A 12,385-nucleotide genomic window follows, 5' to 3' on the forward strand; every position below is an offset into this window, starting at 1 on the left:
CCCTGCCCCCGGGAGACGAACTCCCGGGGGCAGGGTGCTTCTCAGGACCTGCGCCGGCGCGCGATCAGGGTCATGAACGCGCCACCGAGCAGCAGGGCCAGACCGGAACCGAGCAGAGCCCACACCGCGGCACCCGTTGCGGCCAACGGCGGCTTGGGCAGCAGACCCGCGTCGAGGGTCAGATCGACGCGCTTGTCCTTGCCCAGCTTGACGACGTGGGTGCATCCGGACGCCGGGTCGGCGTCGGAGTCCTTGCCGTCGTCACCGACGTGCGGCTTGGTCAGCTGGCGACCAGCGACCAGACCGGTTTGCGGATCGGCGTTGAAGCAGACCTTGTACTCACCGTCGACCAGATCGGTGAACAGGTACTTGCCGTCCTTGTCCGTCTTGGTCTGCGCCACGGGCTTGCCGGTGCCGTCCTGCAGGAACACCGGCAGGTCCGGCACGCCGGGTTCGCCGGCGTCCTGCAGCCCGTTGGAGTTGTTGTCGTACCAGACGAAGTCACCGACGCGGTTGGTCGGCGGCACCAGACCCAGGTCCAGGGTCGGGTTGTCCCGCTTGCCCACGCCGACCGTCACCGGCGGCGTGCACCCGGTCGCGGGGTCGACGTCGGAGTCCTTCGCGTCGTCGCCCACGTTCGGCTTGGTCGCGACGTATCCGGCGTACTCACCCGGCAACGCGTTCATCTCGAAGCAGACCTTGTAGGTGCCGTCCGGGATGTTCGGGAACTCGTACTTCCCGTTCTTGTCGGTCTTCACCGGGTCCCCGACGGGTTTGCCGTTCGAGTCGACCAGCTTGACCGGCACACCGGGAACACCCGGCTCGCCCGGATCCTGCACGCCGTTGCGGTTGGTGTCGGACCACACGAGGTCGCCGATGCGGTTCGGCGGTGCGACCAGGCCCGCGTCCAGCGTCAGGTTCTTGCGCTTGCCCACCCCGAGGACCACCGGCAGCGTGCAGCCCGTCGCCGGATCGGCGTCGGAGTCCTTCGCGTCGTCACCGGCGTTGACCTTGGTGAGGGTGTGGTCCTTCACCGCGGCCGGCAGGTTCGCGACGTCGAAGCACACCTTGTACTCGCCGTCGGCCAGATCCCGGAACAGGTAGATGCCGTACTGGTCGGTCTTCGTGGTGGCACCGGTGTTCAGCTTCACGGTCACGTCGGCCACGGGCTTCTCGCCCTCGTCCTGCAGACCGTTCTTGTTCGCGTCGATCCACACGAAGTCGCCGAGCAGGTTGATCGGCGCGTGGATGCCTGCGTCGACGGTGAGGTCCTCACGCTTGCCGACGCCCAGCGTCACCTCAGGGGTGCAACCGGTGTCCACGTTCGCGTCGGAGTCCTTCGCGTCGTCCGAGCCCGCATTCGGCTTGGTGTAGAAGAAGTCCTTCACCGCGTCCGGCATCGGGCCGAAGCACACCGTGTACTTGCCGTCCGGCAGGTTGTCGAACAGGTACTTGCCCTGCGCGTCCGTCTTCGTGGTCGCGCCGTTGGACAACTTCACCGGCACGTCGGGAACGCCGGGTTCGCCGTCGTCCTGAACGCCGTTCTTGTTGTCGTCCCGCCACACCAGGTCGCCGAGCTTGTTCGGCGGTGCGACGAGACCCATGTCCAGGGTCAGGTCGACGCGCTTGCCCACGCCCAGCGTCGTCTCCGCGACACAACCCGTGGCCGGATCGGCGTCCGAGTCCTTCGCGTCGTCGCCACCCGCGTTCTGCTTGGTGACCTTGTAGTCCTTCACCGCGTCCGGCAGGTTCGCGATGTCGAAGCACACCGTGTACTTGCCGTCGGCCAGGTTGTCGAACAGGTACTTGCCCTGCGCGTCCGTCTTCGTGGTCGCACCGGTGTTGAGCTTCACCGTCACGCCCTCGACCGGAACGTCGGTCGCGTCCTGCAGGCCGTCGGAGTTCACGTCGACCCACACGTAGTCACCGAGACGGTTCACCGGCGAGATCAGACCCAGGTCGAGCGTCGGGTCCTCCGGCTTGTCCACGTTCAGCGTCGTGGGCGGCGTGCACCCGGTCGACACGTCGGCGTCGGAGTCCTTCGCGTCGTCGCCACCGGCGTTCGGCGTCGTCGGCACGTAGTCCTTCACCGCGTCAGGCAGGTTCGCGATGTCGAAGCACACCGTGTACGTGCCGTCGGGCAGGTTCGGGAACTCGTAGCGGCCCTGGTCGTTCGTCGTCGTGGTCTTGTCGCCCACCTTGACGGTCACACCGGGGACACCGGGCTCGTCCGGGTCCTGGACACCGTTGGAGTTCGTGTCCTTCCAGACCGTGTCACCGAGCTTGTTCGGCGGCCTGATGCCGAGGTCCAGCGTGAGGTCCTCGCGCTTGGCGGCACCCAGTGACGTCGGCGGCGTGCAGCCGTCCGCACCGGCGTCGGAGTCCTTCGCGTCATCCCCGCCCGCGTCGGGTCGAGTGACCAAATAGGACTGGTACGGCGCCGGCATGTTCTTGATGTCGAAGCACACCGTGTAGGTGCCGTCGGGCAGGTCGTCGAACAGGTACTTGCCCTGGTCGTTCGTGGTCGTGGTCTTGTCGCCGACCTTGACCGTCACGCCGGGGACAGGCGCCTCGCCGTTGTCCTGGACGCCGTTGCGGTTGGCGTCGACCCAGACGTAGTCGCCGAGCTTGTTCGGCGGCGAGACCAGACCCAGGTCGAGCGTCAGGTCCACCCGCTTTCCGGTGCCCAGCGTGGTTTCCGCCGTGCAGCCGTCCGCACCCGCGTCGGAGTCCTTCGCGTCGTCGGAGCCCGCGTTCTGCGTGGTGACCTTGTAGTCCTTCACCGCGGCAGGCAGGTTCGCGAGGTCGAAGCACACCTTGTAGGTGCCGTCCGCCAGGTCGTCGAAGACGTACTTGCCCTGCGCGTCGGTCTTCGTCGTCGCGCCGGTGCTCAGCTTCGCCGTCACGCCCTCGACGGGGATGTCGGTGGCGTCCTGCAAGCCGTCGGAGTTGACATCGACCCACACGTAGTCACCGAGACGGTTGACCGGCGGGATCAGACCGAGGTCGATCGTGAGGTCCTCGGGCTTGTCCACGTCGAGCTTCGTCGGCGGAGCACACCACGTGTCGACGGCCGCGTCGGAGTCCTTCGCGTCGTCGGAACCGGCGTTCGGCGTCGTCGGGATGTAGTCCGCGTACTGCTGCGGCAGGGTCGTCTTGTCGAAGCAGACGGTGTACTGGCCGTCCGGAAGCTTGTCGAAGACGTACTTGCCCTGCGCGTCGGTCTTCGTGGTCTGGTCACCGGCCTTCACGGTCACACCGGGCACCGGCGGTTCGCCGTCGTCCTGTTGACCGTTCTTGTTGGTGTCGATCCACACGAAGTCGCCGAGCTTGTTCGGCGGCCGGATGCCCGCGTCCAGCGTGAGGTCCTCGCGCTTGTCGGGGCCCAGCGTCGTGGTGTGCGTGCACTTCGTCGCCGGGTCGGCGTCGGAGTCCTTCGCGTCGTCCGCGCCCGCGTTGAGACGCGTGAGCAGGTAGCCCGCGTACTCGGCAGGAGCGGTCGAGAGGTCGAAGCACACCTGGTACGTACCGTTGGGCAGCTGGTCGAACAGGTACTTGCCGTCCGCGCCGGTCTGCTTCGGCGTGCCCACCGTCGCGCCGGTGCCGTCCTTCAGCGTCACCGTCACGCCCGGCACGCCCGGCTCGTCGCCGTCCTGCAGGCCGTTGCGGTTGGTGTCCTTCCAGACGAGGTCGCCGAGCTTGTTGTTCGGCGGCACCAGACCCGCGTCGAGCGTCAGGTCCTCGCGCTTGGCGGCACCCAGCGTCGTCGTCGCGGTGCAGCCGTCGGCGGCGTCCGCGTCCGAGTCCTTGGTGTCGTCGCCCGCGTCCTTGCCGGTGAAGGTGTAGCCCGCGTACTGGGCGGGCAACGTCGACAGGTCGAAGCAGACCTTGTAGACGCCGTCTTCCAGCTGGTCGAACAGGTACTTGCCCTGCGCGTCCGTCTGCTTCGGCGTGCCGACCGGCGTGCCGTCGCCCTTCTTCAGCACAACCGTGACGCCCTGGACGCCCGGCTCTCCCGCGTCCTGCAGGCCGTTGCGGTTGGTGTCGACCCAGACGAAGTCGCCGAGCCTGTTGGTGACCTTCGCGGTGATGCCCGCGTCGATCGTGTGGTCCGCGGTGCCCGCCTTGCCCGTGGTCACCTGGGTCTTGCCCGCGGCGTCCACGTTGGAGTCGATGACGCGGTCCGGTCCCGCCTCCTTGATCGTCCACTTGAGACTCGCCGCGTCCGGTGCGTTCGGCAGCCCGCCCGCGTTCACCGCACTGCGGTCGAACGTCAGGTTGTAGCAGGTCTCCGGCTTCAGGCCGTCCGCGGCGCCGAAGTAGTACTCGCCCTTGGCGTTCGTCACCTTGGTGCCGAGCGACGCGCCACCGGCACACGGCGTCGCGGTCACCTTGACACCGGGAACCGCGGGCTCGTCACCGTCCTGCACACCGTCGCCATCGGTGTCGAACCAGACGCGGTTGCCCAGCTGCACCGGCGCGAGGTCGCACAACGCTTCGAGGTCGGCCAGGCCGTTCGCCTTGCCCCAGCCCTCGGTGTCGGCGCTGGTGATCTGGTACGACTGCGAGCGGTTGTCGGTCTGCATCTGACCGGTCTTGCGGTCGAACCAGCCGGTGCCGCCGCTGCGGACGGCGAGCGGGTCCATCACGTTGCCGGGCATGCGGTCCTCGCCCGGCACGAGTGCGATCGCCCCGAGCGACGTCTCCTGGTGGTAGGTCTGGTTGTTCGCGGGGTTGTCGTAGTACTCACCGGGGTAGTACTCGATCACGTCGTCGGCCTCGCCGCCGCCGTTCGGATCAGCAGGACGGTTGTTCGGGCAGCTGCCGGTGCCCTCCCAGACGAAGGTGGAGCCGGCCTTGCAGGCCCGGTTGAGGTCACCACCGATGATCACGTTCCACGTCGTACCGGGGTCGCTGCCGTCCGGCGCCGGCGTCTGCTGGCCGGTCTGGTCACCGAACCGGTCGCGGAAGGCGAGGACCAGGTCGCCGTTGGTCTCCACGCCGATGTCGGTCAGCATTGGCATCGGCCAGGTGATGTTCCGCGACTTCGGGTCGAACTGCGCGCCGGAGTTCGGCTTCGAGTCCGGGTCCCAGGTGTCCTCCCACGGGTGCCAGAACTGGCTGCCCTCCTTGCCGGCCATCGCGAACCCGCGCTTGAAATCCAGCGTCTTGTTCACGGCAGCCGCACCGAACGCACCCGCCTTGAACGGGTACACGACCGCACGCAGGTCACTGGTCTTCTTCGTGGATTGGCCGGAGCAGACGCCACCGACCCAAACCGTGCCGTCACGCATGCCGAGGGCACCCGGCCGCCAGTCATCGGCGTTCGGGCAAGCACCGGCGGGAATGGCGTACGAGGCCTTGGGCGCGGCCGCCGTCGCCTGCGTGGCGTCGTAGACGTAGAGCTTCTTGTCGCCCATGTTCACGACGTAGAGCTCGGTGCCGTCCTCGGAGATGTCGATGTCACCGAGCGACTGCTTGCCGGGCACGCCGAAGAACGGGCCGTCGAAGTTGGTGCCCATCGCGTGCGCGGTGTTGCCCGCGTTGGGCACGACGGTGAACTGCGTCGTCGCGCCACCGCCCTGCGGCGTCACATAGATCGCACCAGAGCCGCCAGGGCCGTACTTCGCGAGCCGCTTGGCGTACGCCGCGGAGAAGAGGCGCTTGTCCTGCTTGCGGTACGCGAGGCCGAACACCGTGCCGGTCTGGCCCTGGCTCGCGATCTGCGTCGCCGCTTGTGTGTCGCGCGCGGTCCACGGGAACGTCACCAGCGACCGGGAGGCCGGATCGTCCTGGCGCGTCGTGATGTCGCGCTGGCACGCGGTCGCCAGGGTGGGGTTGTCCTGGCAGTAGTCCGCCGGGTTCCACAGGCCCGTGGTGACGGTGACGTTCTTGCCGCCGGAGACGTCCACGAACATCGTGTTGCTCTCGAGCGTGCCGCCGGCGGGAGCCGGCTGCAGCACGCTGCCCGCCGGTGGGCTCACCTGCACGCGGTACTTGCCGCCGCTCACCGCCCCGAGGCCGACGGTCACACCTCCGCTCGCGTCGGTCGTCCCGGTCGCGGTCTTGCCCGCGGGGTCGGTGACGAGCACGGCGGCACCCTGGACGCCCACCTCGACGGCGGCGTCGTAGTTGCCGTTGCCGTTGACGTCACGAATGACCTTCACGGTCAGCGTGCCGTCACCGGGACCGGCATGCGCTGCCGGTATCACCACGGCGAACGAGGCGGCCATCAGCGCGGCGAGCGCGGCGGCGAGCGGACGTTTCACGAAATCGCTCCTTGGCAGCAGGGTCGGGGGGAACACACTGCGGGACTCTGGAAAATGCCACCGTTTCCGCAGGTCCGCCTGCCGTCAGCCACTTACACGTGATCGCTTGTCGCACTTTTCGGTGAACTTGTCTCGTTGGATCGGCCGCAGAAAAACGCTCGGGCGTTGCGTTCCGTCCAACGCTGCTCACCTCACCGGGTGAGGTCCGCTGCACGTTCGAGGATTCGGGTTTAGACGCGGCCGTCGCGGTGCGCGACTGTCCACAGAGGATGTTCGCTCTTCCGGGTCGTTCGTGTGTGTGGACGTCACAGCTTGACCACACGGCCCATGACTCTGAACGGGTGAACCTGCGCGTTCGACTCAGCCTTTCCTGGCTTCAGCGCCTGTCACCGGTGAAGGTCGCCAGAGGGCGGTGAAGACCCCGAGCGAGCGCTGAAGGGAAGGCCGTTGAGCACACCGGAGCCGGATCAGGGCTTCGCCGAGTTCTTCCGCACCTGCCTGCCGGTGGTGACGAGAACGCTGACGGCCTTGAACGGCGACACGCGCGTGGTCGAGGACATCGCGCAGGACGCGTTGGTGATCGCGCAGCACCGTTGGGGCGACATCCACGCGTACGACAAGCCCGAGGCGTGGGTGCTGAAGGTCGCCATCCGGCTGATGCGCCGGTGGCAGCAGCGGCACCAGCACGAGACCCCGCTGGTCCCGGTACCGGTTGCCGACGCACTGGAGCAGGTGCACGAGGCCGAGGCGCTGCACTCGGCACTGCGGCAGCTCTCCCCCAGGCACCGCGAGGCCGTGGCGTTGTACCACCTGCTCGGCTACCCGGTCAGCGAGATCGCCTCGGTGCTCATGGTCGGCGAGTCGACCGTGCGGACGCACCTCACCCGCGGCCGGGCCGAACTGCGGCGGATTCTCGGAGGCTCCGATGAGGATTGAGAAGTTGCTGGCCCAGCACGAGCACGACGAGGCCGTCGAACGGCTCTACCGCCTGGGCGAGGCCGCGGAACGGGCCGGCGACCTGCGCGAGGCCGCCGTGCGCTACCGCGTCGCCGCCGACCAGCGCCTCGGTGACGCTGCGGTGCGGCTGGCACGGGTGCTGTTCGCACTCGGCGAGCACGCCGAGGCGACGCGGTGGTGTCACGCGGCCGTGGCGGACGGATTTCCCGAAGCGGAGGAACTGATCCAGGAGGATTCCGAGGCACGGCAACGGTTCCTGGAGCACGCCGCCCGTGCCATGGTCGGCGCGCCCACCTTCGACTGGGTTCCCGCGGCGGTACCCGCAGGCCGCGTGGAGCCGTCCGAGGTGCAGGAGCGCACACGGGCGTTGCGCGCGCTCGACCGGCGATACGGCGGAATTGCCTGCCACACCTTGGTGTTGGCACACCTCGACGCCGTTGAACCGATGATCGTCGTCGGTGCCGAGGAGATGTGGACAGCCGTCGCCGAGGTGCACGAACTGGCGGGCTGGACCGCGTTCGACAGCGGGATGCCCGGCGTCGCGCTGCCGCACTTCTCGCGGGCGCTGACGTTGGCACGGCAGGCGGAGAACGAGGCGCTGATCGCCTCGGTGCTGACCCGCGCGGGCCGGATGTTCCTGCACCACAACGCACCTGACGACGCCTTGAAGGCGTTCCAGCTGGGTTTCGTGGCCGCGCACAACTCGTGGGCCGACCGCAGAGAACTGAGCAATCCTCCACAAGCCATCGCGGCACTCACGACGAAGGTCGGCACGTACGGCGCTGACCACGTCCGGGCGCGGGTGCTCACGCTGACCGCGTTGGCCCGCAACCACCTCGCGCTCGGCGACCCGGCCGCGGCCGCCGACCTCACCGGAGAGGCGGTGGCGGCAGCGGCGAACCTGCGGTCGGCCCGCGTCGACGACCACCTGCGCTGGCTGGACGAGGAAGCGCGGGACGCCGGCGCGTCCGCGCTGGTGAAGCACATCGCGCACCGCTTCGCTCACCGTGGCTGACGTTTTCACCCGATCCGGGCCGCTACACGCGTGCGCGCGAACAGGTAGGTTCTGCGGCATGGCCGAGCCTTTTTCGTGGGTGCCCGCTGGAATCAACACGGACGTGCCCAGCGCGGCACGCGTCTACGACTTCCTGCTGGGAGGTGGCCACAACTTCGCGTCGGACCGCATGGTCGGCGAGAAGGTGCTGCAGGTCCTGCGCGACGGCCGCGCCATCGCCGCCTCGAACCGCTCGTTCATGCGCCGCGCGGTCCTGCTGATGATGGAGCAGGGCATCGACCAGTTCCTCGACCTCGGCTCGGGCATCCCGACGGTCGGCAACGTCCACGAGATCGTGCAGCAGGAGAACCCGGACGCGCACGTGGTCTACGTCGACTACGACGAGGTCGCGGTCTCCCACAGCCAGCTCCTGCTGGAGGGCAACGCGAACGCGGGCGTCGTGCAGGCCGACATGTGCCGGCCCCAGGACGTCCTCGCGCACCCCGTGGTGAAGGACCTGATCGACTTCTCCAGGCCCGTCGGCCTGCTCATGGTCGCGGTGCTGCACTTCGTCTCGGACGAGAAGGGCCCGGCCGAGGTCGTGGCGCGCTACCGCGACGCCATGCCGTCCGGCAGCCTGATCGCGCTCTCGCACCTCACGGCCGACTTCAAGCCGCAGGAGATGGGCGCGGTCGTCGAGGCCATGAAGCACAGCCGCGACCCGATGTACTTCCGTTCGCTGGCGGAGTTCGAGCCCATGTTCGAGGGCATGGAGGTCCTCCAGCCGGGCGTCGTCCCGGCGCCGAAGTGGCACCCGGAACTCGGCCCGGCCGGAGAGGGTGGCCCGGAGGACGTCTACGTGGGCGTCGCCCGCAAGCCCTAGCGGAACCTCCAAGCCTGCGCGGCGGAACCGTTGCAGGTCCAGATGTTCAGGCGCGTACCCGGAGTCGTCGACGCACCGGGGTTGTCCAGGCACAGCCCCGACTGCGGGTTCTGCACCGAACCGTCGGACCGCACGCGCCACTGTTGCGCGCCGGTGCCGTTGCACTCCCAGAGCTGGACGATCGTGCCGTTGGTGGTGCCGCTGTTGTTGACGTCGAGGCACTTGCCGGAGATGGCGATGGTGCCGTCGGCGACGACGCGCCACTTCTGGGCGTAGGAGTTGTTGCACGTCCAGATCTGCACCGGGTTGCCGTTGGCGGTGCCGCCGGCGTTGTTGTCCAGGCAGAGCGTTGGTGCGGCGGACAGTTCGACGGAGCCCGCGCCGGACGGGTGGCGTTCGGCCGGGAGCACTGGTGTGTTCAGGTGGTAGAAGTCGACGGCCAGGTAGTTCGGGGTCTTGCGGGCCGCGGGCTCGCAGAAGCGCTGGGCCCGGTTGACGGCCTTCGAGTTGTCGGTGGCGACGGTGCCCTCCACCGGGACGTCGCGGAAGTGGTTCATCACGAAGAGCGGGCGGAAGTTCGGCTCCTCCGCCGTGAGGGGCTTGCTCCAGCGCGAGTAGCAGGACCAGTCGGACGTGCCGGTGCCAGAGCCCATGGACCAGTAGTTCTCGACGGTCCAGTCGCGCTGGTAGAGGACGCCGGAGTTCTCCCGGCCGTCCGGGCTGTGGTCGGTGAAGATGAGCAAACGTTTGCCACTGGCCCTCAGCTGCGACAACCTCGGCCAGCCGTTCTCGCGCACGCCCTCGGCGCGGAACAGGACGTCGCTCAGGCCGTTCACGCGGGCCAGCTCCGAGCGCAGCACGTCGGCTGAGACGTAGTCCTCCAGGAAGACCGTCACGATCTCGGTCGGGCGGGACTTCAGGAAGTCGACGATGCGCTGGAGGTCGACGTTGAGCGCCACGGGCCTGCTGACGAACGTGCAGCTGTTGTGGCAGAGGATCGCGCCGTCCGCGGTCTGGTGGATGTCGAGCATGAAGCCGCGGACGCCGTCGTTCAGCTGCTGCACGATGCCGCGGGACTGGTTCGGGGCTATGTTGCCGAAGGTGAAGCCGCCGTCGACGCCGTTCGCGTAGGCGTTGTGGGCGGTCAGGAACGTCACCTCGTCCAGGCGCGGGTCACCTGGGGGCTGGTACCGGACCGGGGTGACCGGGGTGAGGAACCACCTGTCGTCGCCCGTACCGACGCGGACCTGGTCGGTGCCGGACGCGATCAGGTAGCGGTCCGAGCCGGGGTCCTTGAAGCGGTATCCGTCCTGGTCGTCCAGCACGGCGGTCCACTGGGCGTCCGCGCTGGAACAGCTGACCATCCTGGCGGTGTCGCCGGAGCGGCCGAGGCACTGGCCGCCCTCGGAGAGCGTGCTGCCGTTCCAGGTGAACTGCTGGTGGTCCTCGTTGCCCTTGGGGCGGTGCTGGACCACGGACGTGCCGGAGACGGCGGCGTTCTGGCCGGTCACGGCGCTTTGCAGGTAGTACGAGCCGTTGGGTGCCGCGGCAGCGTCGACGGGGACGAGCAGCAGCGACAACAGCGCGAGTGCAGGGATGATGCGCATGGGATGAAGGCTCACCGATGGACGTGAACGTGAAAAGACTTCACACCGAAATCCGTCCGAACCGAGACATCTGTGGGCTGGACCACAAAAGCCGATGCAGCGGATGGCGGCAGCAAGGGGGTTTCCCGAGCCGTAACAGACCATGGACAACGAAGGGGGCGGCGTGGGGTTCGACCAGTTCGTCGCTGAGCGGCTCGACCGGCTGCTGAGGTACGCCACCGCGATCGCCTGCGACAAACACCTGGCGCAGGACATCGTGCAGGACGTGCTCATACGGGCGCAGAACAAGTGGGATCGCATCGGAGCGATGGACGCTCCCTATCTCTACGTGAAGCGCATGGTCACCAACGACTACCTGTCGTGGCGTCGCCGCAAGGCCGCGCGGGAGGTCGCCGTGGAACGCGGTGAGCTCGCCAAGCACGTGCCGTCCATGGCCGATCCGGCTGACGCACACGCCGAACGCGAGGCCATGCGCGCGCGGATCGCCGTGCTGCCGCGCAAGCAACGTGCGGCGTTGGTGCTGCGGTTCTACGAGGACTGTTCCGACGCGGAGATCGCTCAGGTGCTCGGCTGCACGGAATCGACCGTGCGCAGCCAACTCTCTCGCGCACTGCAGACGTTGCGTGCCCACGAACTCGCCCGGTCCGCCACCCTGGGGGTGCACTCATGAACGACCTGATCCGCTCGGCCATCGCCGCGGAGGCCGAGGAGCGTGTCGACTCCCGGACCGTGCTGGCCGAACTGCACAAGGCGAAGAAGCGCCGAAAGCCGCTCGGCCTGATCATCGGCGTGGCCTCGCTGACGGCGGCCGCTGCCGCCGCGGCCGTCATCATCCCGACGGCGGTCAAGAAGACCGATGCCTCACCGGCGACGAACCCGCCGGCGACGGTCACCGCGCAGAACGTGCTGCTCCTGGGCCTCGACAGCTACGGCTTCACCGACACGATCGTGTACGCGCGCTTCGAGACCGACGGGTCGGTCAGCGCCGTGTCGCTGCCGCGCGACGTCTGGACGGGCGGGGCGGGCGGCCAGAAGATCAACCACCTGTTCCAGGAGGACCCGGCGAAGCTCACGGACGCCGTCGAGAAGATGACCGGCACGAAGGTCGACCACTACGCCGCGGTCAAGATGTCCGAGCTCGGCAAGGTCGCGGACGCCGTCGGCGGTGTCGAGATCTGCCTGACCGCGCCGGCGAAGGACCAGTTCAGCGGTGTCGACCTACCCGCGGGCCGGTCGACGGTCAAGGGCGAGCAGGCGCTCGCCTTCCTGCGCCAGCGGTATGGTCTGCGCAACGGCGACCTGGACCGGATCAAGCGGCACCAGGCATTCCTCACCGCACTCGCCGCGAAGATCACCAAGGAGAACGCCCTCCCGGTCGCCCGTGAGATCGGCAGGACGATCCACGTCGACCAGGGCTGGGACGTGCTGGAGTTCGCTCAGCGGTTCCGGGGACCGGTCAAGATCCGGACAGCGACGCTGCCCGTCGGCCCCGAGGAGATCACCTCGACCGGTGCCGGCTTCGTCGTCGACCAGGCGCAGGCGAAGCAGTTCGTCGAGAAGCAGTTCGGCGGTGGCGCACCGGCCGAGCCGGGGTGTGTCAGCTGACGTTCACACCAATGGAGCATCAAGTCGCCCGGATGCGGTGTCGATGACCAGCATGTAGCCCGCCGGACGG

The 12,385-nt window shown here is 68.3% G+C and carries 7 protein-coding genes; 5 read left to right on the forward strand and 2 right to left on the reverse strand.

The window, feature by feature from the left end; genetic code table 11:
* Positions 1-41: 41 nt before the first annotated feature.
* Positions 42-6,269, reverse strand: coding sequence for an SdrD B-like domain-containing protein (locus IEZ09_RS24815; protein WP_189256151.1), 6,228 nt, complete (start codon positions 6,267-6,269; stop codon positions 42-44).
* A 447-nt stretch (positions 6,270-6,716) separates the two neighbouring features.
* Between IEZ09_RS24815 and IEZ09_RS24820 the strand changes: the two genes are divergently transcribed.
* Genes IEZ09_RS24820 through IEZ09_RS24830 form a run of 3 tightly spaced genes read left to right on the forward strand, consistent with a single transcriptional unit; the run spans position 6,717 to position 9,103 of the window.
* Positions 6,717-7,205 carry an RNA polymerase sigma factor gene (locus IEZ09_RS24820; protein ID WP_189256152.1) on the forward strand — a complete coding sequence of 163 codons (489 nt, stop codon included), beginning with the start codon at positions 6,717-6,719 and terminating at the stop codon, positions 7,203-7,205.
* A complete protein-coding gene (locus IEZ09_RS24825) occupies positions 7,195-8,241 on the forward strand; it encodes a tetratricopeptide repeat protein (RefSeq protein WP_189256153.1) in 1,047 nt (348 codons plus the stop codon). The genes IEZ09_RS24820 and IEZ09_RS24825 overlap by 11 nt, the downstream gene beginning before the upstream one ends.
* 58 nt (positions 8,242-8,299) lie before the next feature.
* Positions 8,300-9,103, forward strand: coding sequence for an SAM-dependent methyltransferase (locus IEZ09_RS24830; RefSeq protein WP_189256154.1), 804 nt, complete (start codon positions 8,300-8,302; stop codon positions 9,101-9,103).
* Here IEZ09_RS24830 and IEZ09_RS24840 read toward each other — a convergent pair.
* Complete coding sequence (locus tag IEZ09_RS24840; protein ID WP_229812921.1) at positions 9,100-10,710, reverse strand: PI-PLC domain-containing protein; 1,611 nt, start codon at positions 10,708-10,710, stop codon at positions 9,100-9,102. The two genes, IEZ09_RS24830 and IEZ09_RS24840, sit on opposite strands and share 4 nt — an antisense overlap.
* A 142-nt stretch (positions 10,711-10,852) precedes the next feature.
* Here IEZ09_RS24840 and IEZ09_RS24845 point away from each other — a divergent pair, with 142 nt between their 5' ends.
* Positions 10,853-11,380 carry a SigE family RNA polymerase sigma factor gene (locus tag IEZ09_RS24845; RefSeq protein WP_189256155.1) on the forward strand — a complete coding sequence of 176 codons (528 nt, stop codon included), beginning with the start codon at positions 10,853-10,855 and terminating at the stop codon, positions 11,378-11,380.
* Entirely contained in the window at positions 11,377-12,315 is a 939-nt protein-coding gene (locus IEZ09_RS24850; protein WP_189256156.1) for an LCP family protein, read from the forward strand. The genes IEZ09_RS24845 and IEZ09_RS24850 overlap by 4 nt, the downstream gene beginning before the upstream one ends.
* Positions 12,316-12,385 lie beyond the last annotated feature (70 nt).

This window comes from Lentzea flava (assembly GCF_014648475.1).
Taxonomy (GTDB): Bacteria; Actinomycetota; Actinomycetes; order Mycobacteriales; family Pseudonocardiaceae; genus Lentzea; species Lentzea flava.

Bases quoted from the DNA above. Each gene is read 5' to 3' on its own strand.
- IEZ09_RS24825 (WP_189256153.1), top strand. From the start codon at position 7,195: ATGAGGATTGAGAAGTTGCTGGCCCAGCACGAGCACGACGAGGCCGTC.
- IEZ09_RS24830 (WP_189256154.1), top strand. From the start codon at position 8,300: ATGGCCGAGCCTTTTTCGTGGGTGCCCGCTGGAATCAACACGGACGTG.
- IEZ09_RS24840 (WP_229812921.1), bottom strand. From the start codon at position 10,710: ATGCGCATCATCCCTGCACTCGCGCTGTTGTCGCTGCTGCTCGTCCCC.
- IEZ09_RS24845 (WP_189256155.1), top strand. From the start codon at position 10,853: ATGGACAACGAAGGGGGCGGCGTGGGGTTCGACCAGTTCGTCGCTGAG.
- IEZ09_RS24850 (WP_189256156.1), top strand. From the start codon at position 11,377: ATGAACGACCTGATCCGCTCGGCCATCGCCGCGGAGGCCGAGGAGCGT.